Raw genomic sequence first — 26,881 nt, 5'->3', positions numbered from 1 at the left:
TATACTATTTTTAATACAAACGCATTCGTAAATTGCTTATATGCCCTTATATTTCTTAAATAGTTAAAAAAATAAAATGCTACTTTTGCAGACTAAATTTCCCATTTTGAAACAAATTCTCTTTAAAAATACCAACATCTCTTATTCCGATACCGGAAAAGGAACTGCTATTGTCTTACTTCATGGTTTCTTGGAAAACAAAGGCATGTGGGATTTTTACATTCCGGAATTTGCTAAAAAAAACCGTGTTATCACGATTGATCTATTGGGACATGGAGAAACGGAATGTTTGAGTTACGTGCAAACCATGGAAGATAATGCCGATGCAATCCACGCTGTTTTATCAGAATTGCGCCTACGGAAATCCATTTTTGTCGGGCATTCTATGGGCGGTTATGTCGCTTTGGCTTTTGCCGAATTATATCCAGACACGATAAAAGGATTAGTCTTATTAAACTCGACCGCAAAAGCCGATAGCGCCGAACGAAAAATCAATCGGGACCGAGCGATTAAAGCTGTGAAACAATCTTTCGTCAATTTTATTTCACTTTCTATAGCTAATTTATTCAGTGAAACGAATCGAGAAAGACTTTCGTCAGAAATTGAAAAAGTAAAAAAAGAAGCTATAAAAACCCCGCTTCAAGGAATTGTTGCCTCTCTCGAAGGAATGAAAATTAGACCCGACAGAGACGTACTTTTGCATCTAACCTCTTATTCAAAATTATTGATTCTGGGCGAAAAAGATCCAGTTTTAAATTACGAAGAAACCAAAGAACAAATTGAAAACACCTCGGTAAAATTAGTGACTTTTCCTGACGGACACATGAGCCACATTGAAAACCAAGACCAGTTATTGATTGTATTATTGGCTTTTTTCAAAAGCATCTAAATCATTCCTGATTTTAAATAGCCTTTTTCCACCAATTCGCTTTTGTCTTTTAAATGGTGCATTTTTCCTTCTTTCATCAACGCCAATTTTGTGGAGACTTTAATCACATTTTCATAATTATGATCCGTTATAATAATTCCTTTTACACGGGACATGGCAGTGATTAATTCATTTATTTTTTCAATCATGATAGGTGACAAACCATTATAAGGCTCGTCTAGCAAAACAAAATTTGACGCATTGTTCAGGATTAATTTAATTTCTAAATACCGTAATTCTCCGCCGGACAAATGTTTTATTTTTTTGTTCAACATCGATTGAATCATTTCATCGGCATAAAAACCCTGTAGCTTCTCTTTGGCAATAGCCAATTGAATGGTCCTTTGTATCGAAAATGAATTTGGAATAAAATTATCTTGAGGCAAATAGCTAATTTCATTTAGCAAACCGCTTGTTTTTGATTTCACGACGCCATCCACCCGAACAAATTTAAAATCAGCTGTAACAATTCCGAAAATGATTTTCAATACCGTCGATTTTCCAGAACCATTTCTTCCTAAAATGCCAATAATATCAGCAGTTTCACATTTCAAATACACATCGGAAACTATGATTTTCCCATCATATTGTTTTTGTACACTATCTACTTCTAAAACATTTTTAGTCATACGAATTTGAGAACTACATTAATGACTAAAATCAGGACCATCGAAAAAACAATATTCATTATAAAACCATACACAAACAACTGCACTTTAGAAATTCCGTTATTATAATAAAACAGGTATTCATTTTTAGCATTCACCTCTTTTATCAATAAGCTAATGAAGAAACCAAAAAAAATTAATATATACTTAAAAGTTTCAAATCCACCAAAAACCCATGCCAAAGCACTTACTGACACGTTAATCGTCAAAGTACTTTTATAAAACTCGAAGATGTTAGCTAATTTTCTGATTGGGAGTTTTGTTTAAATTATTTTCTCTTCAAAAGGAATGCTTTCATTCAAAATTTCGCTTAATAAAAGAACCATTTGTTCTAAATAATTACTCAAAATTTCTTCATTTATAATTGAATTTACTTCTTTGTCTTCTTTAAAATTAAATGGGAGAAAACCTGCTTTTAAATTCTTAAAAGAAATAATTCCGGCTTCAATTGGTTTTCCTTTTGCTTCGTGTTCATACATAAAAGCATACGCCAAAACCTGAATGATTTTATCGCTTTTGATATCTTCCGTTAATCGATTCCAAGATTTCAGAGTAACGCTTGCTTTTTCTACTTTTCCCGTTTTGTAATCGATAATTCGAATGACTCCGTTGCGCTCTTCAATACGATCTACATTTCCCTTTATCAATACCGGAAACGGCAAATTAGGATGATGTAATGGTCGCTCGAAAGTTTGTTCTAAAGCAATTATTTTTATTGCATCACCGTTTTTAATGCTTTCTAATTCTACTTTCAGGAAATTAGAAACATTCCGTTTGGCTACTTCAAACGCCAATAAATTTCGGCCTTTTTTTATTTCACCTTCTTTGTAAACTAATTTGAATTGTTTTAAAACCTCAGCGTCTATTTGTTTGAAACAATTTAAAATAGCACTTTCAGAAATAAATTTACCAATAAATGGCTCGTACAAAACTTTTAGAGTTTCGTGAATAATGGTTCCCAAAGTATTCAAGGCTATATTCTCCTCTACTTCTTCTACTTCGATGATGCGTAATATTTTCTGGAAATAAAACTGAATCGGATTACGGATATAACTTGTCAAAGCCGATGGAGAAAATCCTTTTTCGGCGATTTCTTTCAATCGAACCATTACGCTTTCCGATTTTGGAATTACCATCGGTTGATAGGCTGTTTCTGGTAAAACAGCATTATAGATTTCGTGCGAAAGTGTATGATTTTTTTGCTTTTCGACTTCCAACTGAGTTAAAAATCGGCTCTTTTCACCTGCGTCTAGACCTTCACTTTCGGTATTATACAGCAAGTAAATATTTTTAGCCCGCTGTAGCAAATGATAAAAATGATACGTATAGATCGCATCTTTTTCTTTAAATGTTGGCAAACCTAACTCGCGTTTCACATCATACGGAATAAATGAATTTTGAGATTTGCCGGCAGGAAATTTCCCCTCGTTCATCGAGGTGACAATAACGGTGTCAAAATCCAAAACACGACTTTCTAAAACGCCCATTATCTGCAAACCGTTCAATGGCTCCCCTTCAAAAGATACTTCAGCTAAATCTATTACCTGTTTGTAAATAGCATAAAGTATATCTATTTTATCGATATGAGTGTGTTTCGAATAATAATTAGTCAATTTATTGATGACTTTGAAAATAGCAAAAACAAAAGCCTTCGTGATTTTCTCTTCTTCGTTATCGTTGCTTAAATTTTCTTTTATGGTTTGCAATAATTTTGAAATGGTCTCTAATACCGGAATCGAACCCTTTTCCCATTTTTGGAATAATAGAAGAAATAATTCGCTCGGAATTGCATTCAATTCCATCAATTTATGATGCGTGATAAAAGTATAATTATTCTGATTTATGATTTTTACAAGAGTATTCGCCTTAGCATACGGTTCTACTAACGGATGCGTCAAAATATCCAATACATCTTTGTAATACAACACATAACTTTTGGCATTTCTGGACAACGCATTCGTGTGCATTTTGAATAATTTGGCAATCAAAATCTGTGCTGGATTATTCTTACTTGAATATCCCATAGTAATATTTAGAGCTCCAACGCTAGCGGGTAGCGAATATAGAAGTGGAACCAACATATTCTCGTCACCTAGTACAACAGCTACTTTATCCAACTTCCCATCAGTGCCGAGGCTTCGGGATTCATTGATAACATTCTCAATAATACTTCCAGCTATTTTAGCCTGACCTATTGTTTTGGGTGTACCAATTACTTGAATATTTTTTGATTGTGAAAAATCGTCTACAATCCATTCAAAGGGATTTGATTTGTAATGCTTCCAGTTTTCTTTAAATCGCCTTACAAACAAACCTGCATCATGATACGGATCGTTAAGAAACGTTTGATCTGCATCCCAATAAATTTTAGCTTGATCAGTAACAATAAGGTGTTGAATGATTTTTTCTTCGGCTGCATTTAAGGCATTAAAGCCAGCAAACACAAATTTTTTCTCTTGTACCGAACTCGAAAAATAATTTAAATTATTAACTGCTTCCCGATAAATCAAACCTTGATAGCCGATTCCTTTATTTAATAAATGGGCATAAAAAGATTTATAATAATTGGGTAACAACTTCCAAAAATCAATGTATTTTTCTAATAAAGGAGTTTTATTTTCGATTTCAATTCCCCATTTTTTGATATCTTCAATATCATTCAGATAGGAAAGCACGTGAGAAGGATCTAGTAAATAGCGGTCAATTTCATTAAAATCCTGAAGCAATGTTTTGGCCCAATTGGCAAATAACTCAAAGGATTGTTGATTGCCTTTTTCAGTATTAGACAAGTACACTTCATAAAATTCAAAAAGTAACTCGATAGGGTCTATTGTCCTAATTCCTGCGATATTTTGAACAAAGTCTTCAATACTTAAAATTTCAGGAGAAAGGATGTTACTAGTAACTTGTTTTTTTAAGGCTTCAATTAAGAATATCTTAGCGCGTTTGTTTGGTAAAACAACAATCGTATTATACAGGTTGTCAGCATAACTTTCTATTAAAACAGAAGCGATCTTATCAAGAAAAGATGAATTTATCATTTCATAAAAATAAAAAAAACGCCCCGATAAATCGGGGCGTTTTAAAAAATATTTTGAGAAAAATTATTCTTTTATCAAAGAAATTTCAACTCTTCTGTTTTCTGCTTTTCCTTTTGCAGTCTTGTTAGATGCAATTGGTTTAGTTTCACCAAAACCTGTATGTTTTAATCTGTCTTCAGCGATTCCGTTTTCAATTAAATAATTTACAACAGCGTGAGCTCTATTTTCAGATAAAGTTTGGTTTAGTTCATTACTACCATCACTATCACAGTGACCTTCAATTTGGAATTTTGAGTTTGGATACTCTTTCAAGATTGCAGTGATAGATTGTAACACTGTGTAAGTACCTTGTTGGAAAGTAGATTTACCAGAATCAAACAAGATTACTTTACCGTAGTTGTTTAATGTTTTCATTACTTCTTCTGAAACTTCTGGACAACCTTGGTTTGCTACAGTACCTCTTACTTGTGGACATTTATCATCTTTGTCTAATACTCCGTCTCCGTCAGTATCTGGCCAAGGACAACCTGCATTTTCTCTTGGACCTGCAACAGTTGGACATTTGTCATTTTTATCAGCTACGCCATCTCCATCAGTGTCAGGACAACCTTTCAAAGAAACTGGACCAGCCTCATTAGGACACTCATCATCTTTATCTGCTATACCATCTCCATCAGTATCAGGACATCCATTCAATGCTGCTAAACCAGCAACATCTGGGCAAGAATCTGAACTATCTTGTATTCCATCTCCATCAGTATCAGGACATCCGTTGAATTCTTTTAAACCAGCAACGTCTGGACAAGCATCATCTTTATCGAATATTCCGTCACCATCTGTATCTTTACCTCCAAATTTGAAGATTAGACCAGCTGAATGTTGAAAATGTGATGGAGCATCTGGAGTTCCGTTTGCTTCTTCTCTTTCACCAAAAGATTTTTTGTATCTAGTTGCCAACTCTAAACCTACATTATCAGTAAACCAGAATGTCAAACCTGCACCTGGATTTAATGTTCCGTAGCTACTATCGCCAAAGAAAGTATAACCTCCACCAACAGATAAAGACGGATCAATAACTTTAGATTTAATTAAGTTCATGAAGCTATATTTAATAGTAGCATCAACACCATAATACATTAAATCACCAGGGTTAGAAACTAAATAACCACGTGAGTCACTACCAGGAGCACCTGGAGCAAAATTCACATATTTATCAATTTTGTTTACGGAACCAGCAAGTCCAAAAGAGAAATTATCCCCTATGTACTTAGACACACTTAAGTAAGAAACAGATGGAAGAATATTCCAGTTGTCTTTTACTGCAAATGGTTGTGAAAAATGACGGTCTGCCCAATTTTTACCACCACCAGCACTAGTTCTAGTGTCAACGGCATTAACTCCAAAGGATATAGCCCATGGATTGTTACTGTCTTGTGCATGTGAACTTAATCCCATGACCATCATTACAGCAACTAAAAGTTTGTTAAGATGTTTCATACTTAAAATTTTTAATTACAATTTAGTTAATTAAGAGCAAAAGTAACGCGTAAATTTTTAACTACAAAACTAAAAGTTAAAAAAAACTTGTAAAAACTACCCAAAGTGTAAATTATATAACTTCATTTCGAAATTATATAATATTTAACATTTTGCCAACTTCAATAAAAGCACTGATAGCCTTGTCTAAGTGTTGTTTTGTATGTGCTGCAGACAGTTGTACTCTAATTCTTGCTTTATCTTTAGGGACCACCGGAAAGAAGAAACCGATTACATATATACCTTTTTTTAGTAATTCATCAGCCATATTTTGAGACAATTTTGCATCATACAGCATTACAGGAACAATTGCCGAATCGCCATCAATAATATCAAAACCTGCTTTTTTCATACCCTCTCTGAAATAATTAGTGTTCCATTCTAATTGATCTCTCAAAGTGGTATCTTTTTCTAATAATTCAAATACTTTTATAGAGGCACCTACGATTGCAGGAGCCAGCGAATTCGAAAATAAATACGGTCTTGAACGCTGTCTCAAGATCTCGATAATTTCTTTTTTTGCTGTGGTATAACCTCCCATAGCTCCGCCTAATGCTTTCCCTAATGTTCCCGTTATAATATCTACACGTCCCATTACCCCTTTTGCTTCTGGAGTTCCCTTGCCTGTTGCACCAATAAAACCAGCTGCATGACATTCATCAACCATTACCAATGCATCGTATTTATCGGCTAAATCACAAATTTTATCTAGTGGCGCGACAAGTCCATCCATAGAGAAAACTCCGTCAGTAACAATTAGTTTAAAACGACTTCCGGCAGCTGTTGCTTTGATCAATTGTTGCTCCAAATCTTCCATGTTACTGTTTTCATAGCGGTAACGTGCTGCTTTGCATAAACGTACTCCGTCTATTATAGAGGCATGATTCAAACTATCCGAAATGATACAATCTTGTTCTCCCAACAAAGGTTCAAAAACACCACCATTAGCATCAAAGGCAGCTGCATATAAAATAGTATCCTCTAATCCATAAAATGCAGCTATCTTCTTTTCCAACGTTTTATGAATATCTTGAGTACCACATATAAAACGAACCGATGACATTCCGAAACCATGAGTGTCCAAAGCATCTTTAGCTGCTTGCACCACTTCTGGATGCGAGGATAACCCTAAATAATTATTAGCACAAAAATTCAATACCGTTTCTCCTGTTGAAATTGTGATTTCAGCTCCTTGAGGTGAAGTTATAATTCTTTCTTTTTTAAAAATTCCGTTCTCTTCAATAGTTTGCAATTCTGCTTGAAGGTGTTCTTTAATATTTCCGTACATTTTTATGTTTTTTAAAGTTCAATATTGCGAATTATCCATTTTTATGGTTACAAATTTACTACTTCGATTTCTTTTCCGATATAAATAAGTGCTTTTTTTATCACTTTATAACCCATCAGCTCAATTGCTTTTTGATAATTTTCTAATTGTTGCTGGTATTTTGCGTTGTGTATTCCTGTTTTATAATCTAGCAGGAAAACCTCGTTATTTTTTACGACGACTATACGGTCTGGTTTGATTGCATTTCCTTCTTTTTGAATAATAGTTTGTTCATTCATCACCGTATTTCCCTCTGTAAAACAAATTTCTAATTCACTATGATTCACAATTTCGTGAATCGTTTTAAGAACTATTTCTTTTTGACCAAAAGTGATCAATCCGTTTTCAATAGACTTTGTAATTGCCAAATCAACATCGTTTTTTGTTTTAACAAAAGATAAAATTTCATGAATTACATTACCATATTCAATTGCTTCTTGCTGATGTGTTCCCCACATTAAAGCTTCTCGTTGTGCAATTTTTATGTTCTTTGGATTTAAAATTTCGGCTACAACAGGAATTATTTTTGAAGTATCGACATGTTGTATTACTGAAGATAGTTTCGTCGCATTTCCAAATTCGTATTCTAATTTATTTTCATCAAATTCGCCTTTGTTACCCAAATAATTAATGAAAAAACTACACATATTATTCTTCGGAAATTCCCCTTTACTGGATAAATTCATATTCGAAATAACATACAATTGCTCCTCTGCTCTTGTTAATGCCACATACAACACATTGATATTATCCAACAATTCTTCTTGTTTTTTTTGATTGAAAACAGCAGCAGCTTCTTCTCCAAAACCTTCTACAGCAGTGCTATTGTCAATTAAAACCTTTGGCAAACCAAAATCCTGCTCTTCCGCATTGAGCCATAATTTATCTTTTGGCTTTCTCGTGTAATCTTCTTCGGCAAAAGGAAAAATGACGACTGGAAATTCCAATCCTTTCGATTTATGAATCGTCATAATCCGAACTGCATTAGTGCCTTCCGGAGATGGAATACTGAATTTCTCCGAATTTTTATCCCAGAAATTCAAAAAATCAGATATTCCTGCTTGATTCCGAATGTCGCGCTCGAGAACGATATCAAGAAAATATTGAATATAAGCATTATTTATTTTTGGATTAAGAAATTTAGAAATGATAACCTCAACCGCTTCATACAATGATTTTTTTCGGATGTTTTGAAACGAAAGCGAAACATCAAAACTCATCAACCAATTTTCGAAATCAGTTTCCTGAAATAACGCCATGCCTTGAGCAATAAAGTCATGAATAGATAATTTATCCTGACTGTTTTGTGCTAAATATTGAAGAAATTTTGCTTTAGATTCCAAATCAGAGCTGTTTTTCAAGTATTTCAATAAATGAATAATCAATCTAACTTCGGTCGCATTTTGAATCATCAGGGTTTCTGAAGATAAAAGTGGAATACCTTGCTCTGTCAAATAGTTAGCAATCGCAATTCCCTGACTTCTTTTTCTAGTCAGGACAACAATGTCTTCGTACTGAAAACCTTCCTGAATTGCCTTATGAATTGTATTTAATGTTGCTAGTACGTATAAATCTGTTTTATCCAAACCTTCCTCGTCGTATGATCCCTCACTAGTTTCATCTGCTTTTTCAACTTTTGGGATAAATGAAATATTTACATAACCACCCGTTTTGTTATTTGTTTTTTGATGGCTGTGATTTTCATACAAATCTTTGTAATCCAAATGCTCAAATTCATTCGATAACAATTTGAAAAACTCATTGTTGAATTCGATTATCTGCGAATAAGACCGGTAATTTTTATCTAAATGTTCGAGTCTTTTATCGGGATTACTGAATGGGTTTTTATCTTTACTCAATTCGATGAATTGTTCAGCTTTTCCGCCACGCCAGCGGTAAATAGATTGTTTTGGATCACCCACAATCATCAAAGTTCCTTTTACTCCATAATCATCCTGGCCAGAAAGTGCGTTATCAATCAGCGGAATTAGGTTTTGCCACTGCATTTCGGAAGTATCCTGAAATTCATCAATAAAAAAATGACGGTAGCGCTCGCCTAATCGTTCATATATAAAGGGAGCGGGTTGATTTTGAATCTCGCGACGGATAATCGCATTAAATTCGGAAATAGAAAGTACATTTTGTTCTTCCTGAATTTTGGCTAATTCATTACTGACAGTGTTTAATAACGATAGTGGCGTAATATTTTTGAGGAATGCTTTATAGAAATTTATTTTCTCGAAAGTCGAATACACTTTTGATAGAATTTGTAAAAATTCAGGAATTAGATTTTCGATAATCGCTCGGTCTTTTGCCGTTTTATTGATTGCAATATCGTCAAACTCATGAAACATTTTATTCTTAGGATTGAATTTCCCTTGTTGAATGCTATTAATATGATTTGGAAAAGTGCCTCTGGAAAAAGATTTTACATCAATCCCATTTTTATCTATTAAGGTCAACGCTTCTTCTGCAAAAACAATGGTTTCTTTTTCTAAGTCTTTGCAGGCAGCTGTTAGTTTCTTTTTAATTTCGATAAATTCCTCGATCGTTTTACCGTGAAAATGTGTGATTTCATTTCGGTTATTTTCATTTAAAACCAAACGACCCGTTTCAAGAATTTCACGAGAAATATCCCAAGATTTATCATCGTCGGTTTTTTCCATCGTGAAATCGATGAGTAATTTTGTTAATGTTTCATCTTCTCCGGCTTGGGCGATGATGGCATCAACAGCTTCTATCAATAAGTTTTCAGTGTCCAAAGTAACTTCAAAAGTCATGGGTAAATTCAAATCATGGGCAAAAGCTCGAATCACTTTATGCGTAAACTTATCGATGGTCGAAATATCGAAAGCGGCGTAATTATGAATTATGTGCTTGATGATTTGCTGTGATTTTGTTTTAATTTGAATGATAGATAATTCCGTATCAATAGATAAATCCTGCATAAGATCCTGTGCTTTTGCACTTGGTTCCTCTTTAGCAAATTCAGAAAGACTACCCACAATTCGGGATTTCATTTCATGCACCGCTTTGTTGGTAAACGTAATGGCAAGAATGTGGCGATAGGCATCATTTTTTGGTGCAACAAGTATAATTTTCAAGTATTCTTTGACAAGCGCATACGTTTTTCCAGATCCCGCTGAGGCATCGTAAATGGAGAAAGAGGGTTTCCCCACCCTTCCCGAAACGTCGGGACTTCCCGAAGGAGAGGGAGCAGAAATTGGATTTATTTTAGGTTCCAAATTGATGTTGTTTATACATTATGGTTTTTGATTTCTGATTTAGAATTAGCGTTCTAATATCCCAAATTCCCTAGCCCTGATGGAAACGGCATCCTTTTTATAAGGTGATTTTTCATCATCTTATAAAAAGATATAGTGAACAGCAGGAAATAGCTCCTAAACATACAACTATTGTTAGGTTGTTTTTAAAATTTGTGTTGAAACTACGGGATAAACCTTAAAAGTAGTATTTTTGCAACATGGAAACAAATAGACAGAAAAAAATAGGTGGGGTTATCCAAAAAGATTTGGTTGATATTCTGCAAGGTGAAGTGAGAAAAAACGGAGTTAGTAATTTGATAATTTCGGTATCCAAGGTTACGGTAACTACAGATTTATCTGTGGCTACAGTTCATTTAAGTGTTTTTCCTCAAGAAAAAGCTAAAGAAATTTTAGAAGCGGTAAAGTCGAATTCTAAAAATATAAAACACGATTTATCGCAACGCGTGCGCTTGCAATTGCGTAAAGTTCCTAATCTCGTTTTCTTTATTGACGACTCGCTAGACTACATTGAAAAAATTGACAATGCACTAGCCAATAGAGATAATCCTATTGACAACAGAGACCTTCTAGACAAACGCAGATTTCAATAACATTTGAATTTCCCTTTATACATAGCCAAACGCTACATTCGTAGTAATAGTAAAAACAATGCTATCAATATCATCAATCGTATTGCTAGTATGGGTATTATTGTGGGTGCCATGGCTTTGTTTGTGGTATTATCTGTGTTTAGTGGACTGAAAGTTTTTAGTTTATCGTTTACCAATGAAATTGATCCCGATTTAAAAATAAGCAGCACGCTGGGAAAATCGTTTTTTGTTTCTCCCGATCAAGAACGTAAAATCAAGAATATTGACGGCGTTGTTTCTTTTACAAAAATTATTGAAGAGCGTGTTTTATTCACTTTTGATGACAAACAAGAAGTTACTTATTTAAAAGGAGTAGACTTCAATTACACCAAGGTTAACGCTATTGAAAAGAAGCTTTTCAATGGTCAATGGCTGCAACCCAATGCCTATCAAGTAGTTGTAGGTTATGGAATTGCCCAAAAATTCTCGATGGGATTATTGGATTTCAACAGGCAATTGGAAGTTCTAACTCCAAAACCGGGAAAAGGTGCCATTGAAAATCCTGAAGAAGCGTTTAATAAAACAGATTTAATTCCTGTTGGGATTTACGCCATTAGCGAAGATTTAGATTCTAAATATGTTTTTGCTGATTTAGGTTTAGCGCAGGAATTATTAGAATACAAAACCAATCAAGTTTCTGGAATTGAAATCAAAGTAAAGCCTGGTGCTGATGAAAGTGCCATTACAGACGCACTCCAAACTATTTTCAACAGTAAAATCACCGTAAAAAATAGGGCGCAACTCAACGAATCGCTCTATAAAATGTTGAATACAGAGAATATTGCGGTCTACTTGATCTTTACATTGGTCATTATTGTAGCGCTCTTCAACTTGATAGGCGCACTGATTATGATGATTTTAGACAAAAAAGGAAACTTAAAAACCTTGTTTAATTTGGGAACTGAAATTAAGGATTTACGAAAAATATTCTTGCTGCAAGGTACTTTATTGAGTGTTTTTGGCGGAATTATCGGGCTAACCTTAGGGATTATAATTGTACTACTACAAGAACATTTTCAGCTTGTAATGATTACTCCTACACTAGCTTATCCTGTAATTTTCTCTCTTGAAAACGTACTGATCGTCATGGGAACAATTGTCACGCTTGGATTTATAGCTTCCTTAATTGCGAGCAGTCGGGTGAGCAAGAAGTTGTTGGAATAGTAATTATATTATTTTAGACAACTTGTTTGGAATATTTTCTTTAGTATGCCAAAAAGCCAGAATAAACACTTCGCTATTTTGACAGATATAATACAAACCATATGGAAATTTATCTAACCAAAATATTCTGACTTCAAAATAACGGCACTGGTAACTTTCAGGATTTTTAGCAATTGCATTAAAGCCAAATCGTATTTCTTTTTCGATTTTTTTAGCTAAACCTTTATTTATTAAAGCATAATACGCAATTGTATTTTCAATTTCGATAGCAGCAATAGTATTTAAAATGAGTTTGTTATAACTCATATTTGGATTTTAAAGAATCTAAAAACTCAAGTGCAACTACTCCTGATGTAGGATTCTCTTGATGTTCCAATACTCTTTTGTCTAATTCTTTTTTTTGATTTTCTGACAAAGAAATAGGTTCGATTTCGCGCAATACAAAATTCTTCACTTTCTGAATGATAGAAGCGTCATTGATATTTTGAAGTAAATCAATTAAAAAAGATTTTTCGGTTTGAACACTCATAATCAAAATTATTTCTAACAAATATAATAAAACTTAGCGAAAAATAATTGACTTTACATTTTATGTAAAAATCTAAACCACCTCATATCCAACGTACGCTTCTTCGATTTCATTTAAAGCAGCGAACAATTCTTCTGGACGATCTAGTGTAACTAATTTTTGCTTGTGGGTTTTAAAAGAATGGATTCCCTTAAAATAATTGGTGTAATGCGGACGCGTTTCTACAATTCCTAAGCGTTCTCCTTTCCATTCCATGGCCCAAGTGAGGTGATTGCGAACGGCTTCTACTCGATCAATAACAGTAGGTTTAGCTAAATGTTCGCCCGTTTTGAAATAATGTTTGATTTCGTCAAAAATCCATGGATACCCTATCGCGGCACGACCAATCATAATTCCATCGATTCCATATTCATTTTTATATTGCAATGCTTTTTCTGGAGAATCGATATCGCCATTACCAAAAATTGGCATGGTTATTCTCGGGTTATTTTTTACTCGGGCAATGTGCGACCAATCAGAATGGCCTTTGTACATTTGGGCTCGGGTACGAGCGTGAATGCTTAGTGCCGCAACACCAATATCTTGTAAACGCTCTGCCACCTCATCAATATTTATAGAGTTGTCATCCCAACCCAAACGTGTTTTTACGGTGACTGGCAAATGGGTACCAGCAATAACGGCTTTTGTTAACCGAATCATCAAATCAACATCTTTCAAAACTCCGGCTCCAGCACCTTTGCATACTACTTTTTTTACGGGACATCCAAAATTGATATCAATAATATCTGGATTTACGGTAGACACAATTTTTGACGATAGTTCCATTGCTTCTTCATCTCCGCCAAAAATTTGGATTCCCACAGGGCGTTCGTAATCAAAAATGTCTAATTTCATTCGGCTCTTGATAGCATCCCGAATTAATCCTTCTGATGAAATAAATTCAGAGTACATCATATCGGCACCATGCATTTTGCACAATCTACGAAACGGTGGATCGCTCACATCTTCCATGGGTGCAAGAAGTAAGGGAAAATCAGGAAGTTCTATGTTGCCTATTTTTATCAAGGGAATTTTTTTTGCAAAATTACACAAATGTTTACACGATTAAAACATTTTCTTTTCAGTTAAGTATTTCCAGTAGCGTTTAGGGACGTGTTGTATGTGCAACTTGGTGTTTTTGCGTTCCTTGATGTTGGTATGGTCAAAATATTCCCACCACAATTTTTGATAGTCGATTTCAGTATCTGAGAAAATCTCATTACTTTTATCATCAAGTGATTTCAGGTCTAGATCCATGGTAATAATTTCCACTTCGTTTAAATCATAGTACACGCCATATTTTCGTCGTAAATCATAAATGATCCATTTTTGATCTTGATATCTGTTTTTAAAATGCTTGATTAGCAATGTCAAAACATCAAAATCAGGATCAATTTTAGCAAAATAAATACCATCTTTTAATTGTTCAAATCTAATGAATGCTTCCATTCGGTGCTTTTCTCGTCCTACATTTTTAGTCAATTGCGAAATTTGTAACACGCTATCATTCGAAAAATCTTTCATGATATTGACAGTAGGATTCTGAACGGCGTAATTGATCACATTAAAAATAACATTCTCCACACCGATTTTCTCCGACAGAAAAGCCCAAATCAAGCAGCGTACACCATCACTACCCATTTGGGTTTGGAGTTTTTTTACCACGCGATCCGATTTAGATACATCAGTATTAACCATTACCCTATCAGCAAACAAATTCTGCTGCGTATCATTGTGTTTACTGATATTGGGACTTGGGTATTTGTATTCGTAAATTTCAAAAATCGCCGTCAACAAACCTTCAAAAGTATTATCGTAAGAAAGTTGTGTCATTGAGTAATGATAGTTGATTATCAAATGGTTTTTCGAATTTGGACTTCATATCGCCCAGAATAATTTCTTTGAGATTTAAAGCGTTTAAGAATTTTAAATGCGTATTTTCATTACTTACCGAAATAAAATACTTGGCTCTATTTACCGAAACTCCAATTTTCTTGAGGTGTTCCATCGATAGATTTTGAAAACGGCGTGCATACACAATTTTATGTGCTGATTTGACACCAATTCCTGGAACGCGCAAAATCATTTCCAGCGGTGCATGCTGAATTATTACTGGAAATTGCGTGATGTTTCGCAACGCCCAGCCCATTTTTGGGTCGACTTCTAAATCTAGAAATGGATTGTTTTTTTCGAGAATTTCATTGGCTTTAAAGCCGTAAAATCGCATAAGCCAATCGGCTTGATACAACCGGTTTTCGCGAATTAATGGAACTTGTGTGCCAATAGCTGGCAAACGAACATCATTAGAAACCGGTACATACCCCGAATAATAAACCCGTTTCATGTTGAAATTATTATAAAAATGATCGGCAACTTGTATGATTTGAAAATCGTTTTCTTGTGTTGCTCCAACAATCACTTGTGTACTTTGTCCGGCTGGAGCAAACTTGGGCGTACTTTTGAATTTTTTCTTTTCTTCTTTATATTGTATCAATTCATTTTTTACAAAACGCATCGGATTGATCATGTCCTGATGGTTTTTATCTGGCGCCAATAATTTGAGTCCTGATTCAGTTGGAATTTCAAGATTCATACTCAATCGATCGGCGTATAAACCTGCCTCACGCATCAATTCATCGCTTGCACCTGGAATACTTTTTAGGTGAATATAGCCATTAAAATTATGTTCTAAGCGCAACTTTTTAGCCACGCGAACCAATCGTTCCATGGTATAATCAGCATTTTTAAAAATCCCTGAACTTAAAAATAAACCTTCGATATAATTTCTTCGGTAAAAATTAATGGTCAAATCAACGACTTCATCCACTGTAAAGGCAGCGCGCTGAATGTCATTGCTTTTTCGAGTAACGCAATACGCACAATCGTAAATACAAAAATTAGTCAATAAAATCTTTAGTAACGACACACAACGTCCATCCTCAGTATAGGTGTGACAAATTCCAGAGCTAGACGAATCGCCCAGCCCTTTACCAGTGTTTTTTCGGTTTCCACCACTAGAGGAGCAAGACACGTCATATTTAGCCGCATCTGCAAGAATCTCTAGTTTTTCTTTGAGTTTGTCGAAGTTCAAATTTGCTGTTTTTTTCTAGAATAAGAACTACAAAGTTAGTTATAAATAAAATTCTTATTGTTTTATTTTGAGTTAATTAACATCCTAAAAATAGCAATTACAAGTGCAACAAGACATTATAAATAATACTATTTTTACAAAAAAAACCGATGCTTTTTCAATTTGGCTTTTACAGTTCCGTTTTACTTATTTCGTTTACGCAAGGTATTGTTTATAGCGCTTTATTACTTGCAAAAGCTATTAAAACTGACAATAAATCTAATTATTGGTTGAGTTTTTTTATTTTTCTTTGTAGCCTCTATAGTGCACCTTGGATGCTTGGTTTTGCGAGTTGGTATGACAATCAACCCTATCGAGATATTTTATTTTACACTCCTTTTCAGCACCTTTTATGGATAGGTCCTATCATCTTTTTTTACACCCAAAGTTTACTGAATCCCTCTTTCAAATTTTCGAAAAAAGAAGCACTTCATTTAACGCCGGGATTGCTATATCTACTATACATTATTGCTATTTGGATTTATGACCAATTCATTTTTGGTGATTACTATTTCTATAAAAACGGAATGGACAAAGACTTTGAGCAATGGTATCAAAAATTAGGTCTACTCTCGATGATTGTGTATTTTATTTTGAGTATCCGATATTACAATGTATACAAAAAACTCATGTTTCAAGTAGTGAGTTATGCCGATTCTGTTTTGTTTAAATGGATCCAAACGTATTTGATTGCTTTTTTAGTGATGTTGCTTTTACCACTAGTTTTTGATAGTATAGGGTACTTTTTTCCCGAAATGAAATCCTATCAAGGCAGTTGGTGGTTTTATCTTTTCTTTTCGATAGTGATGTATTATATTGCCATTACGGGATATTCTAATCCTACAAATGCTACGATACCGTTTAAGATGTCTTTTTTTGACAAAAGTCCCATTCTTTTATTAGATCATAACAGTACAAATGATCTGGAGACCAGTATTGACATTCAATATGAGACTTTTGAAAAAGCTGTTTCATCAGAAACGGAACTTTGGAAATCTAAAATAGAAACCTTAATTCAAGAAGAAAAACTCTATCAAAATCCCGAATTAACGCTTACCGATTTGGCAAAAAAATTAGAAACCAACGCCTCTGTAATTTCTAAAACGATCAATCAAGGTTTTCTAATGAACTTTAATGATTACATCAATAACTTCAGAATTGAGGCGGTTAAAATCAGTTTATCAAATGGCGAACACAAGAAATCTACCTTATTAGGAATTGCTTACGATTGCGGCTTTAATTCGAAAGCTACTTTTAACAGAGCTTTCAAGAAAAATACTGGTATAACTCCGAAAGAATACATCAACGATTAAGGTTTCCGCCAATAAAAAAGCAACTACTTATTCAGCATCAAACCGTTCAATGGTATTTTTGATAAACTGCTTTTCGTAGTGTCGGTTGCGTCTATTCTTTTTTTCTGTGGCTCTTTTAGCAAGGCGCTTATCAGAAACTATTTCATTCAATCGGTTTAAATCATCAAGATGACTGATGTCTTTTGGGGAATTCCGTTTCATAATTCAATAGCGTTAAAAATTTCAAGAGTTTATTACTTGGTTTTGTTTTCCAAAACTGCATTTACTCCTGAGTATAAAACTACGAACTCTATAAAAATGATTCCCTACAACAAGCGTTAAATTTAAACAAACTACCAAAAGAACTTTCGACAGATAGACTGCAATTGTGAACTATTAATTGACCTTAAAAATCAGGAATAACTACAAACTTTTTTTGAAAAAGAATCGTTAAAAACAACATTGTCAATATTTACAATACTTCACAGCAGAATTAAACTAGTCTCAAATCATAATTTGAAGCGATTGGTGCTGATTTATGGCGCAACTTTGCCCTGTTATTAATCACTAAAAAACTAATTATGAAAACAATCCTCGTATTATTCGCAAATGCTTTACTCCTTACTTCTTGCAGTGTTTTTGATTCGCTTACTTCAAACACAACTATTAAACCAAACGAAAGTTTTGTATTAGGAAATAATGAACACGGAAGCTTCAGAGTAAAACTTAAAAACGTTTCAAATCACGATTTAAATATTATTATGGCTCCTCTTGGTGGAGGAACACATTCGCCAATTATCGTTAGACCAAATGAAACTGTAATCGTAAAAGCAGAAAGAAATACAGCATTACGAATTGAGAATAAATCCAGCGAAAGTGCATCAGTCGATCTGTATGTAACTGGAGATACTGGCTTATCAATGGGATATAAAAATTAACCCTGTAAATGGCAATAGCAATTTCAATTTCAAATGGCAAAGTTCAATGTCAATTTCAATTTCAAAAAAATATAACATTATGAAACTACTCACCAAAATCACCAAACCTATTTTGTTGCCACATTGGTCACAAGATCTATTTATTGCTATTCCGCGAATTGTTTGTGGGTACTTGCTGGCTTTTAACTTTGGAGCCGATAAATTTGGAATGCCTTGGTCACCTGTCGATGCTAATTTAGGATTGTTTGAAGTCGCTTTTTGGTTTCCCGGTGATGTGGCAAATTATGGTGGGATTTTTGCCATTGCTCCCGCTTTTTTTGCTTGGATGGGCGCTTTTGCAGAAGCTGTTGGCGGATTGTTTTTAGTGTGTGGATTTCAAACCCGAATTGCTTCTTTCTTAGTAATTTGCACCATGCTAGTGGCCATCTTTATGCAACAAATACAAAACGGATTATGGAATTGCCTTGCCGCCATGGGATTTCTGTGGATTGCCATGTTCTACCTCATCTTAGGTTCAGGGCGTTTTGGGATTGATTATTTACTAACTCGAAAAAATTAAAATATGAAAACTGCAACCGTCTTCTTGACCTTATTACTTTTTATTTCACTAACGAGCTGTGTTCAAAAAATATATAAAAAAACAGTTGTTTTTAGACTGAATACAAGCAATATCGGCGTAATTAAAAAAGTAGGAATTAAAGGGAAAGACAAACCCTTTTCTTGGGATGATGCTACTGAAATGAAAATCATAAAAAAAGATAGCTTGTATGAGCTAACAACAACCTTTGAAACTGGTTACACTTATACTGAGATTAAATTTATGGTGAACGACAGCCTAGAATTTGATAATCAAGAAAATCGAAGAGTTGATTTTTCTCAGGTAGATACCACTTTTTACAATGCGACATTCAATAAGAGATAAGTTTTAGTCGTTTTCTTTTAAGGAACAGTCCAAAAACTATTTTCTAAAACTCCGTTTTCATAATAAAAATTAGCCTTTCGGTTGCCGTAAAAGTCGAGGTATAAAAATTCTAGTTCATAAACCGTGCAAGCTACAACTGAAAAGTTCTTCTCAAAAGGATTGCTTTCCTCGTCCAAGGGTTTTATGCTTGCGAAGCGCTCTTCATAACCCAATGTTGTTTGGTCTGATTTTGTATTTGGCGGTTCCAGTGTCATATAACCTAATCGGGCTTGCGCACTGGTTGCCTTCCAACGATCATTTGCGACAGCGTTGTTGGTATGAAGTGTAGCAAATGCTTTTACTACAATTTGCACTTTTTGCCGCGCATCATAAAACAACAGCGAGATGCGATTGTCTTGTTCTAAATCAGAGAATTTTCTAGAACGATTGTCCGTGTGAAAATAAATCGTTTTTTTACTCTCATCTACTTTTCTGTTTACTACAATTCGCAGTGCGGCAGTGGTTTTTTCGTCGATGGTTCCCACACACATGGTTCTAAAACCATTTTTTTTCTTTACGGATCCGTTGACTAATTTTTTCCATGCCAAGGATTCAATGCCTTGCAAATTATAATTGGTGTCGTTTATGGTGATGTAATCTTCGTTTAGTTGGTTCATGGAAAACAATTTTTTCGATTTGGGAGTGGACTATTGATGGACTCAAAAATAACAAAATAGCATCAGAAATAATGCAAAAATTAGTGCAATTTGCATCCATTCTATCGCACAGAAACAGAACTTCTATCAACTTATTATGAAATACTACAAACTACTACTGAATCCTTTACAAAAAATAAATTGCTGATCCTTAACATTAGCTTTTGTTCAATCCCCAATCAAAACTTTTACCTTATATTTGCAAATTAATCGACTGTTTTTTGGGGATTTGCGTGAGGGATAGCAGCGGCATCCTTTTGTGAAGTGGTAACGAAACAAAAGATAGAGCGTATAGCCCGACGGCTTTTTTTGCCGGCACGCCCAAAGAACGATTGCGCTTAATACGACATAATTGAAATTGATATTTAGATAGAATGAAACACATACGGAATTTTTGCATTATTGCACATATTGATCACGGGAAAAGTACGCTTGCCGACCGCTTACTTGGGGCGACTCAAACGGTTACGGCTCGTGAAGAAAAGGCGCAATTGCTTGATAATATGGACTTAGAGCGTGAACGCGGTATTACGATTAAGAGTCACGCGATTCAGATGGAATATACTTATAAAGGACAAGAATACATCTTGAACTTGATTGATACTCCAGGTCACGTCGATTTTTCGTACGAAGTTTCTCGATCTATTGCGGCTTGCGAAGGGGCACTTCTGATTGTAGATGCTGCGCAAAGTATACAGGCACAAACAATTTCGAATTTATATTTGGCGTTAGAAAACGACTTGGAAATTATTCCGGTTTTGAATAAAGTAGATTTGCCAAGTGCCAATCCTGAGGAAGTAAGTGATGATATTGTAGATTTACTGGGATGTAAATTAGACGAAATTATTCACGCATCTGGTAAAACAGGTTTTGGTGTCGAAAATATTCTAGCTGCGATCATTGAAAGAATTCCGCCCCCGAAAGGAAATATTGATGAACCTTTACAAGCATTGATTTTTGACTCGCACTACAATCCGTTTCGTGGAATCGAAGTTATCTTCCGAGTTAAAAACGGACAGATAAAAAAAGGGCAAAAAATTAAATTCATGGCCACTGGAAATGAATATTTTGCTGATGAAATAGGCACTTTGAAATTGAATCAAGTTCCGAAACAAGTGATTTCTGCAGGAGATGTTGGTTACTTGATATCCGGGATTAAAGAAGCAAAAGAAGTAAAAGTAGGAGATACATTGACGGATGCAAAACATCCTACTACCAATATTATTACTGGTTTTGAAGATGTAAAACCAATGGTTTTTGCAGGAATTTATCCAGTAGACACGGAAGATTACGAAGAGTTGAGAAACTCGATGGAGAAACTACAGTTGAACGATGCTTCCTTGGTATTTTTACCGGAAAGTTCGGCGGCATTAGGATTTGGTTTTCGTTGTGGATTTTTAGGAATGTTACACATGGAAATTATCCAAGAGCGTTTAGAGCGTGAATTTAACATGACGGTTATCACAACTGTTCCTAACGTTTCGTACCACGCTTTTACCAAGAAGGACCCAACTACAATATTGATTGTAAATAATCCATCAGACTTGCCAGAACCGTCTCGTTTGGACCACGTAGAAGAACCTTTTATCAAGGCAACAATCATCACCAAATCTGATTACGTAGGGAATGTAATGAGTTTGTGTATTGAAAAACGCGGATTGATTACGAACCAGACGTATTTAACTACCGAGCGTGTGGAGTTAACATTTGATATGCCACTAGCAGAGATTGTTTTTGATTTTTACGATCGTTTAAAAACGGTTTCTAAAGGTTATGCATCCTTCGATTATACGCCAATAGGAATGCGAACTTCCTCTTTAGTGAAAGTAGATATTTTATTGAATGCAACGATTGTAGATGCTTTATCGTCCTTGATGCATACTGATAACGCGTATTCGATAGGTAAAAAAATGTGTGAGAAGTTGAAAGAATTGATTCCGAGACAGCAATTTGATATTCCGGTTCAAGCGGCAATTGGTGTAAAAGTAATTTCTCGTGAAACGATAAAAGCGCTGCGTAAAGACGTTACTGCTAAGTGTTATGGAGGGGATATTTCTCGTAAACGTAAACTTTTAGAAAAACAGAAAAAAGGTAAAAAGAGAATGCGTTTAGTAGGAAATGTTGAGATTCCGCAAGAAGCATTTATGGCGGTATTGAAATTGAACGATTAAATCCCCCTAACCCCCGAAGGGGGAATTAAAAAACATAGATAAAACCTGGCAATGTAAAAATTGTCAGGTTTTTCAATTTAATAAACCTCCACAAATACCTAAGCCTACAATTAAATAAAGTACTGCTAAAATAAATAACACTTTAGCAGTTTTAGGGTTGTTACTTCTTACTGCAAATCCTATTATTGTTAAGATAACTGGAGGTACAACCATGATCATAATCAAAATAGCAACCAAACCACCTAAATTTCCAACTTCTAATGCTATCATTTTTTTAAAATTTTATTTCGTTTCTTAATTCTTCCAAACGTTCTAATTTATCATCTCTATAAAATAAATTCATAGTTTCAAAAGGAATTATTTTATTATCCTTGTTTACAATATGTACACACGACTTTTTTATTGCTCTTACATCAAAATTATAGGCGTCGATAAATTGCATTATAATGATTCTGAATAAATTATCATAACCTAAACTTGGAGCGTCGATATTAGGCAAGCAGCATAGAATAGATTTTAAATTTTCTTCGGCAACTTCTACGGAATTTCCGGTACTAAACAACTCGAGCATTTTACCTTGCAAAACCACATCTTGTTCATAAATAATGGTGTTTTTGCTATTATCCAATAAATCATTTGGGTTAATATATCGAGTTAAAGGTATAACTCCATTTTCTACTTTTAAAGCATAACCCATTACTAAAGCATCTGGATTACAAGGCACAGGTAACAAATCGTCGGAATTAAAAATGTTTGTTTGTTCTAAAATTTTTCGTCTTACTTCGGTAAGTGTCATCCTATCCGTTTCAGGATTAAATTTTTGTAATCTACCTGCAATTTGTGTGGGCTGAAATGTAACGCCTCTGATACATTTTTGCTGTAAAGCATAGTCAATTATTTTTCCTATTTCACAGTCATTCAATCCTTTTTGCAAAGTAACAACCAAAGTTGTAGAAAGATTTAAATCATTTAAATTTTCAATAGCTTGTTTTCTAATTTCGGTTAAATCGGCACCTCTTAATTCCTGTAAAACTGTATTTTTAAAAGAATCAAATTGCAAGTAGATCTCAAAATCTGGCGCATAACTTTTTAATTGTTTAGCAAACCCTTTGTCTTTGGCAATTTTAATTCCATTAGTATTCAACATTAAATGCTTAATTGGGAGTGATTTTGCATAATCTAAAATTTCAAAAAACTGCGGGTGAATTGTTGGTTCTCCCCCACTTATCTGCACAACATCTGGTTCTTTTTCGTTTAATACAATTACATCTAACATTGCTTTAACTTCCTCTAAGGTTCTATGTCTTCCAAAAGTTGGGGAAGAACCTGCATAACAAGTAGGACATGTAAGGTTACACCTGTCGGTAATTTCTACAACTGTCAAACAAGAATGTTGCTCATGGTCCGGACACAAACCACAATCATAAGGACAGCCATAATGCGTTTGAGTATTAAATTTATATGGAATTTCAGAAGGCTTATTATAATTTCTAATATTTTTATAATATGAAATATCATCAGCAATTAAAACTTTAGATTTCCCATGTTCTGGACATCTTTTAAGCATATATACTTTGTCGTTTTCAAAAACAATTTTAGCATCTATTCTTTTTAAGCATTCTGGACAAAGACTCAGCGTATAGTCGTAATAGGTATATTTTCTAACGGGCATTTATAACTAAATTTAAAATTGTTTTATGATAATAAATCAAACAAGTTAAGGATAAAATCTGAATTGAACTTAATCCTAAAATAAAGAAAATATTGGGTTTGATAAACTCAATCAAAAATCGAAAGGTAAAATAAGAAATCATAAAATATTCAAAAAGTAATCCGTTTTTTAAACCTCTATTTTTTAATCTCCATAAAAATAAAAACAGAACAAATAAGAAAATTAATTCGTATAATGCGGTTGGATGTCGAGTTAAATTATCTCCCAAATTCATTCCGACAAAAGACGATGTCACATTCCCATAAGTAAATTCATTTGTTCCAGATAAAAAACAACCCATTCTTCCAATAAATATGCCTAGAATTATAGGAAACGTAAACAAATCGCCCGACGAATTTTTTTCATTTATTATTTTTTTTGTCAATTCTACACCTAAAAGTCCACCAAACAATCCACCCATAATTGTTTTGGTATTTAAGGCTTTAACTATAGAGATTAAATCATCCGGGAGAATAGGACTTTCAAAAAAACCCATAATTCTTGAACCTAAAAAAGCACCCATTGCAGCACCAAAAATGATAGAAAATCGATTAGTTGTTTGAATTAGATCTTCTTGTTTTTTTCGTAGATAAGCGTAATATCTATATCCAATAAAAAACGCGAAATATTCAAAAATCAAATGAATATTTATTTCATACCCAAAAAAAACAGGTTCAAATGGAATTGTCATATTTTGTAATTTTATAATAAAATACGTTTCTTAGCTTTTGAAAACGCTATTTATTCTTCAACCATTCAAACAATCGCTTAGCATCTTCGAGTTTAAACAATTGCGTCCCTTCATTCATCGTAGCTGCTGATCCACAAGCAACTCCCCAACGGATAACTTCTTTCAGACTTTTGTTTTGAGACAAAGCCCAAACCATGCCGCCCACCATACTATCGCCAGCACCAACAGTACTTTTTTTAGCAACATTGGGAGCAGGAACAAACTCATACGAATCTTTGGTTACCAGAACAGCACCTTGCGGTCCAAGGGAAACGACTACAATTTCGGCACCGCCTTTAGCGATGATTTGTTTTGCGGCTTCGTTTACTTCTTCCAGTTCCAATCGCTCCACTCCAGTTAGTTTTGCTAGTTCTCCAACATTGGGTTTGATCATGTAAACACCCACTTCTAATACTTTTTTTAATGCTTCACCAGAAGTATCAACGATGAGTTTAGAATTAGACTTTTTAGCTATTTTTTTATAAAAATCAGTTGGCAAACCTTCATTTAAACTTCCGCTGGCTACTAAAAACTTGGGAGTCAGCTTTGCGATCGTTTCAAGTATGTTGCTTTCCTCTTGCTCAGAAATTATACCGCCTGCAAAACCAAAACGATATTGAGAATTGGTGTTGTCATCCACGGCCACAAAACTTTCTCTCGTCCAACTCTGAACCGCAACAGCTTCAAAAGCGATCGCTTCTTTATGTATTAATTGTCCCAGCATCTCGCCTATAGGTCCGCCAGATGTCAATATTGCTTGCGAAGTTCCTCCTAAACGGGAAATCGCTTTGGAGACATTGATTCCGCCGCCTCCAGCATCAAAACGCGGTTCTTCACATCTTATTTTTTGCTCAGCAACAAGACCTTTAAAATGGGTGCTTTTATCAAGAGCAGGATTTACCGTCAGTGTAACGATATCAAATGGTTTCATATTGTGTACTTTATTGTGTCTAAAGATCGAACAAAAATCCAAAAAAAGGGTTCAAATCTGGGCAAATATTTCTTTGTATATTTGCACGCTTAAAACTTTGTAAATTAATCGTAACGAATAAAGTAAATCCTTTATTCCCCTCAGCTACCATGATAGAAGATAAAAACCCACAACGCACCAGCATAGCACAACTAGGCGAATTTGGATTGATAGACCATTTAACCAAAAACTTCAAAATCAACCAACCTTCCACTTTGAAAGGAATTGGTGATGATGCAGCTGTTTTAGATTTTAAAGATAAAAAAGTGGTTGTTTCTACTGATTTACTTATCGAAGGGGTTCATTTTGATTTGGCGTACATGCCTTTAAAACATTTGGGTTATAAAGCAGTCGTAGTTAATATCTCCGATATTTGTGCGATGAATGCAAAACCAACACAAATCACAGTTTCTATTGCAGTTTCTAATCGCTTTCCACTAGAAGCATTAGATGAATTATTCGCTGGAATAACGCATGCCGCACTAGAATATAATGTAGATGTTATTGGTGGTGACACAACCTCATCTCAAAAAGGATTAATTATAAGTATAACTGCTATTGGTGAAGCGAATGAAGATGAAATCGTTTATCGAAACGGTGCCAAGCAAACTGATTTATTAGTAGTTACAGGAGATATAGGCGCTGCATACATGGGATTACAAGTTTTAGAAAGAGAAAAACAAGTTTTTCAGGTAAACCCTAATTCACAACCTGATTTAGATGCTTATACGTATCTTATAGAACGTCAATTGAAGCCCGAAGCTAGAAAAGATGTACGCACTTTGTTGCATGCTTTAGAAATAAAACCAACTGCAATGATTGATATTTCAGACGGATTATCGTCAGAAATTATGCATTTGTGCAAGCAATCTAAAGTGGGTTGTAATTTATATGAAGACAAATTACCAATAGATCCTCAGTTTATAAATGTGTGCGAAGAATTTAATATTGACAGCACTACAGTAGCCATAAACGGAGGAGAAGATTATGAATTGCTTTTTACCATTGCCATGGAAGATTTTGAAAAGATAAAAGGTAATCCTAATTTCACGATTATTGGACACATGACACAAGAAAGCGAAGGGATTCATTTAGTAACTCGTGCGAATACAAAAATTGCTTTGAAAGCGCGTGGGTGGGACGCATTGACGCAATAAAACGTATTGTAAGTAAA

The 26,881-nt window shown here is 34.4% G+C and carries 25 protein-coding genes; 9 read left to right on the top strand and 16 right to left on the bottom strand.

What is annotated here, in order from left to right; genetic code table 11:
- Positions 1-106: 106 nt before the first annotated feature.
- Positions 107-889, top strand: coding sequence for an alpha/beta fold hydrolase (locus ACNQGO_RS07410; protein ID WP_417984853.1), 783 nt, complete (start codon positions 107-109; stop codon positions 887-889).
- Here ACNQGO_RS07410 and ACNQGO_RS07405 read toward each other — a convergent pair.
- The 5 genes from ACNQGO_RS07405 to ACNQGO_RS07385 form a co-directional block, all read right to left on the bottom strand.
- A complete protein-coding gene (locus tag ACNQGO_RS07405) occupies positions 886-1,557 on the bottom strand; it encodes an ATP-binding cassette domain-containing protein (protein ID WP_417984852.1) in 672 nt (223 codons plus the stop codon). The two genes, ACNQGO_RS07410 and ACNQGO_RS07405, sit on opposite strands and share 4 nt — an antisense overlap.
- 302 nt (positions 1,558-1,859) lie before the next feature.
- Positions 1,860-4,637: a PD-(D/E)XK nuclease family protein gene (locus ACNQGO_RS07400; protein WP_417984851.1), complete on the bottom strand. Its 2,778-nt coding sequence runs from the start codon at positions 4,635-4,637 to the stop codon at positions 1,860-1,862.
- A gap of 63 nt (positions 4,638-4,700) precedes the next feature.
- On the bottom strand, positions 4,701-6,134 hold the full coding sequence (locus ACNQGO_RS07395; RefSeq protein WP_417984850.1) for an OmpA family protein: 1,434 nt from the start codon (positions 6,132-6,134) through the stop codon (positions 4,701-4,703).
- Between the two features lie 133 nt (positions 6,135-6,267).
- A complete protein-coding gene (gene kbl / locus ACNQGO_RS07390; RefSeq protein ID WP_417967440.1) occupies positions 6,268-7,461 on the bottom strand; it encodes a glycine C-acetyltransferase in 1,194 nt (397 codons plus the stop codon).
- Positions 7,462-7,508: 47 nt separating this feature from the next.
- Entirely contained in the window at positions 7,509-10,679 is a 3,171-nt protein-coding gene (locus ACNQGO_RS07385) for a UvrD-helicase domain-containing protein (RefSeq protein ID WP_417984867.1), read from the bottom strand.
- A 305-nt stretch (positions 10,680-10,984) separates the two neighbouring features.
- On the opposite strand from ACNQGO_RS07385, the gene rbfA reads away from it, so the two are divergent.
- A complete protein-coding gene (gene rbfA / locus ACNQGO_RS07380; protein WP_417984849.1) occupies positions 10,985-11,377 on the top strand; it encodes a 30S ribosome-binding factor RbfA in 393 nt (130 codons plus the stop codon).
- A gap of 3 nt (positions 11,378-11,380) precedes the next feature.
- On the top strand, positions 11,381-12,580 hold the full coding sequence (locus ACNQGO_RS07375) for an ABC transporter permease (RefSeq protein ID WP_417984848.1): 1,200 nt from the start codon (positions 11,381-11,383) through the stop codon (positions 12,578-12,580).
- 3 nt (positions 12,581-12,583) lie between these two features.
- Here ACNQGO_RS07375 and ACNQGO_RS07370 read toward each other — a convergent pair whose 3' ends face one another.
- From ACNQGO_RS07370 to ACNQGO_RS07350, 5 genes are all read right to left on the bottom strand, one after another.
- Positions 12,584-12,886 carry a type II toxin-antitoxin system RelE/ParE family toxin gene (locus tag ACNQGO_RS07370; RefSeq protein ID WP_417984847.1) on the bottom strand — a complete coding sequence of 101 codons (303 nt, stop codon included), beginning with the start codon at positions 12,884-12,886 and terminating at the stop codon, positions 12,584-12,586.
- The gene (locus ACNQGO_RS07365) at positions 12,876-13,109 is read right to left on the bottom strand and encodes a hypothetical protein (RefSeq protein ID WP_417947668.1); all 234 of its coding nucleotides are present in this window, start codon (positions 13,107-13,109) and stop codon (positions 12,876-12,878) included. The genes ACNQGO_RS07370 and ACNQGO_RS07365 overlap by 11 nt, the downstream gene beginning before the upstream one ends.
- A gap of 72 nt (positions 13,110-13,181) precedes the next feature.
- Positions 13,182-14,174, bottom strand: coding sequence for a tRNA dihydrouridine synthase DusB (gene dusB, locus ACNQGO_RS07360; protein ID WP_417947059.1), 993 nt, complete (start codon positions 14,172-14,174; stop codon positions 13,182-13,184).
- Positions 14,175-14,213: 39 nt separating this feature from the next.
- Positions 14,214-14,981, bottom strand: coding sequence for a TIGR03915 family putative DNA repair protein (locus tag ACNQGO_RS07355; protein WP_417947669.1), 768 nt, complete (start codon positions 14,979-14,981; stop codon positions 14,214-14,216).
- Positions 14,959-16,239, bottom strand: coding sequence for a putative DNA modification/repair radical SAM protein (locus ACNQGO_RS07350; protein ID WP_309755995.1), 1,281 nt, complete (start codon positions 16,237-16,239; stop codon positions 14,959-14,961). Before ACNQGO_RS07350 ends, ACNQGO_RS07355 begins: the two co-directional genes overlap by 23 nt.
- Positions 16,240-16,388: 149 nt before the next feature.
- Here ACNQGO_RS07350 and ACNQGO_RS07345 point away from each other — a divergent pair, with 149 nt between their 5' ends.
- A complete protein-coding gene (locus tag ACNQGO_RS07345; protein WP_417984846.1) occupies positions 16,389-17,591 on the top strand; it encodes a helix-turn-helix domain-containing protein in 1,203 nt (400 codons plus the stop codon).
- A gap of 27 nt (positions 17,592-17,618) precedes the next feature.
- Here ACNQGO_RS07345 and ACNQGO_RS07340 read toward each other — a convergent pair whose 3' ends face one another.
- The gene (locus tag ACNQGO_RS07340; RefSeq protein WP_417948108.1) at positions 17,619-17,792 is read right to left on the bottom strand and encodes a hypothetical protein; all 174 of its coding nucleotides are present in this window, start codon (positions 17,790-17,792) and stop codon (positions 17,619-17,621) included.
- A 359-nt stretch (positions 17,793-18,151) separates the two neighbouring features.
- Between ACNQGO_RS07340 and ACNQGO_RS07335 the strand changes: the two genes are divergently transcribed.
- From ACNQGO_RS07335 to ACNQGO_RS07325, 3 genes are all read left to right on the top strand, one after another.
- Positions 18,152-18,508 (top strand): putative periplasmic lipoprotein, encoded by a 357-nt coding sequence (locus ACNQGO_RS07335; RefSeq protein ID WP_417984845.1) that lies wholly within the window; start codon positions 18,152-18,154, stop codon positions 18,506-18,508.
- Positions 18,509-18,587: 79 nt separating this feature from the next.
- The gene (locus ACNQGO_RS07330) at positions 18,588-19,067 is read left to right on the top strand and encodes a DoxX family protein (RefSeq protein WP_417984844.1); all 480 of its coding nucleotides are present in this window, start codon (positions 18,588-18,590) and stop codon (positions 19,065-19,067) included.
- A 3-nt stretch (positions 19,068-19,070) separates the two neighbouring features.
- Complete coding sequence (locus ACNQGO_RS07325) at positions 19,071-19,430, top strand: hypothetical protein (RefSeq protein ID WP_417984843.1); 360 nt, start codon at positions 19,071-19,073, stop codon at positions 19,428-19,430.
- Positions 19,431-19,447: 17 nt separating this feature from the next.
- Here the strand turns inward: ACNQGO_RS07325 and ACNQGO_RS07320 are convergent, their stop codons facing one another.
- On the bottom strand, positions 19,448-20,086 hold the full coding sequence (locus ACNQGO_RS07320; protein WP_417984842.1) for a pyridoxamine 5'-phosphate oxidase family protein: 639 nt from the start codon (positions 20,084-20,086) through the stop codon (positions 19,448-19,450).
- Positions 20,087-20,499: 413 nt separating this feature from the next.
- Between ACNQGO_RS07320 and lepA the strand changes: the two genes are divergently transcribed.
- The gene (gene lepA, locus ACNQGO_RS07315; protein ID WP_417984841.1) at positions 20,500-22,296 is read left to right on the top strand and encodes a translation elongation factor 4; all 1,797 of its coding nucleotides are present in this window, start codon (positions 20,500-20,502) and stop codon (positions 22,294-22,296) included.
- Between the two features lie 72 nt (positions 22,297-22,368).
- Here the strand turns inward: lepA and ACNQGO_RS07310 are convergent, their stop codons facing one another.
- The 4 genes from ACNQGO_RS07310 to ACNQGO_RS07295 are packed head-to-tail and all read right to left on the bottom strand — an operon-like array spanning position 22,369 to position 25,668.
- A complete protein-coding gene (locus ACNQGO_RS07310) occupies positions 22,369-22,566 on the bottom strand; it encodes a hypothetical protein (RefSeq protein WP_417945332.1) in 198 nt (65 codons plus the stop codon).
- A gap of 4 nt (positions 22,567-22,570) precedes the next feature.
- Positions 22,571-23,968, bottom strand: a complete 1,398-nt coding sequence (locus ACNQGO_RS07305) for a radical SAM protein (protein WP_417945334.1) — start codon at positions 23,966-23,968, stop codon at positions 22,571-22,573.
- Entirely contained in the window at positions 23,958-24,698 is a 741-nt protein-coding gene (locus tag ACNQGO_RS07300) for a prolipoprotein diacylglyceryl transferase (protein ID WP_417967462.1), read from the bottom strand. Before ACNQGO_RS07300 ends, ACNQGO_RS07305 begins: the two co-directional genes overlap by 11 nt.
- Before the next feature lie 46 nt (positions 24,699-24,744).
- Complete coding sequence (locus ACNQGO_RS07295) at positions 24,745-25,668, bottom strand: 1-phosphofructokinase family hexose kinase (RefSeq protein WP_417984840.1); 924 nt, start codon at positions 25,666-25,668, stop codon at positions 24,745-24,747.
- 149 nt (positions 25,669-25,817) lie between these two features.
- On the opposite strand from ACNQGO_RS07295, the gene thiL reads away from it, so the two are divergent.
- Positions 25,818-26,864: a thiamine-phosphate kinase gene (gene thiL, locus ACNQGO_RS07290; RefSeq protein ID WP_417975774.1), complete on the top strand. Its 1,047-nt coding sequence runs from the start codon at positions 25,818-25,820 to the stop codon at positions 26,862-26,864.
- Positions 26,865-26,881: the final 17 nt, after the last annotated feature.

This window comes from Flavobacterium frigidum, from assembly GCF_048286735.1.
In the GTDB taxonomy this organism is placed as follows: domain Bacteria; phylum Bacteroidota; class Bacteroidia; order Flavobacteriales; family Flavobacteriaceae; genus Flavobacterium.
This window is presented reverse-complemented; position numbering and strand designations above follow the sequence as displayed.

Excerpts from the sequence above, each read along its gene's own strand:
- ACNQGO_RS07405 (WP_417984852.1), bottom strand. The coding sequence starts at position 1,557 with ATGACTAAAAATGTTTTAGAAGTAGATAGTGTACAAAAACAATATGAT.
- ACNQGO_RS07400 (WP_417984851.1), bottom strand. The coding sequence starts at position 4,637 with ATGATAAATTCATCTTTTCTTGATAAGATCGCTTCTGTTTTAATAGAA.
- ACNQGO_RS07395 (WP_417984850.1), bottom strand. The coding sequence starts at position 6,134 with ATGAAACATCTTAACAAACTTTTAGTTGCTGTAATGATGGTCATGGGA.
- kbl (WP_417967440.1), bottom strand. The coding sequence starts at position 7,461 with ATGTACGGAAATATTAAAGAACACCTTCAAGCAGAATTGCAAACTATT.
- rbfA (WP_417984849.1), top strand. The coding sequence starts at position 10,985 with ATGGAAACAAATAGACAGAAAAAAATAGGTGGGGTTATCCAAAAAGAT.
- ACNQGO_RS07370 (WP_417984847.1), bottom strand. The coding sequence starts at position 12,886 with ATGAGTTATAACAAACTCATTTTAAATACTATTGCTGCTATCGAAATT.
- ACNQGO_RS07365 (WP_417947668.1), bottom strand. The coding sequence starts at position 13,109 with ATGAGTGTTCAAACCGAAAAATCTTTTTTAATTGATTTACTTCAAAAT.
- ACNQGO_RS07355 (WP_417947669.1), bottom strand. The coding sequence starts at position 14,981 with ATGACACAACTTTCTTACGATAATACTTTTGAAGGTTTGTTGACGGCG.
- ACNQGO_RS07345 (WP_417984846.1), top strand. The coding sequence starts at position 16,389 with ATGCTTTTTCAATTTGGCTTTTACAGTTCCGTTTTACTTATTTCGTTT.
- ACNQGO_RS07340 (WP_417948108.1), bottom strand. The coding sequence starts at position 17,792 with ATGAAACGGAATTCCCCAAAAGACATCAGTCATCTTGATGATTTAAAC.
- ACNQGO_RS07335 (WP_417984845.1), top strand. The coding sequence starts at position 18,152 with ATGAAAACAATCCTCGTATTATTCGCAAATGCTTTACTCCTTACTTCT.
- ACNQGO_RS07330 (WP_417984844.1), top strand. The coding sequence starts at position 18,588 with ATGAAACTACTCACCAAAATCACCAAACCTATTTTGTTGCCACATTGG.
- ACNQGO_RS07325 (WP_417984843.1), top strand. The coding sequence starts at position 19,071 with ATGAAAACTGCAACCGTCTTCTTGACCTTATTACTTTTTATTTCACTA.
- ACNQGO_RS07320 (WP_417984842.1), bottom strand. The coding sequence starts at position 20,086 with ATGAACCAACTAAACGAAGATTACATCACCATAAACGACACCAATTAT.
- lepA (WP_417984841.1), top strand. The coding sequence starts at position 20,500 with ATGAAACACATACGGAATTTTTGCATTATTGCACATATTGATCACGGG.
- ACNQGO_RS07310 (WP_417945332.1), bottom strand. The coding sequence starts at position 22,566 with ATGATAGCATTAGAAGTTGGAAATTTAGGTGGTTTGGTTGCTATTTTG.
- ACNQGO_RS07305 (WP_417945334.1), bottom strand. The coding sequence starts at position 23,968 with ATGCCCGTTAGAAAATATACCTATTACGACTATACGCTGAGTCTTTGT.
- ACNQGO_RS07300 (WP_417967462.1), bottom strand. The coding sequence starts at position 24,698 with ATGACAATTCCATTTGAACCTGTTTTTTTTGGGTATGAAATAAATATT.
- ACNQGO_RS07295 (WP_417984840.1), bottom strand. The coding sequence starts at position 25,668 with ATGAAACCATTTGATATCGTTACACTGACGGTAAATCCTGCTCTTGAT.
- thiL (WP_417975774.1), top strand. The coding sequence starts at position 25,818 with ATGATAGAAGATAAAAACCCACAACGCACCAGCATAGCACAACTAGGC.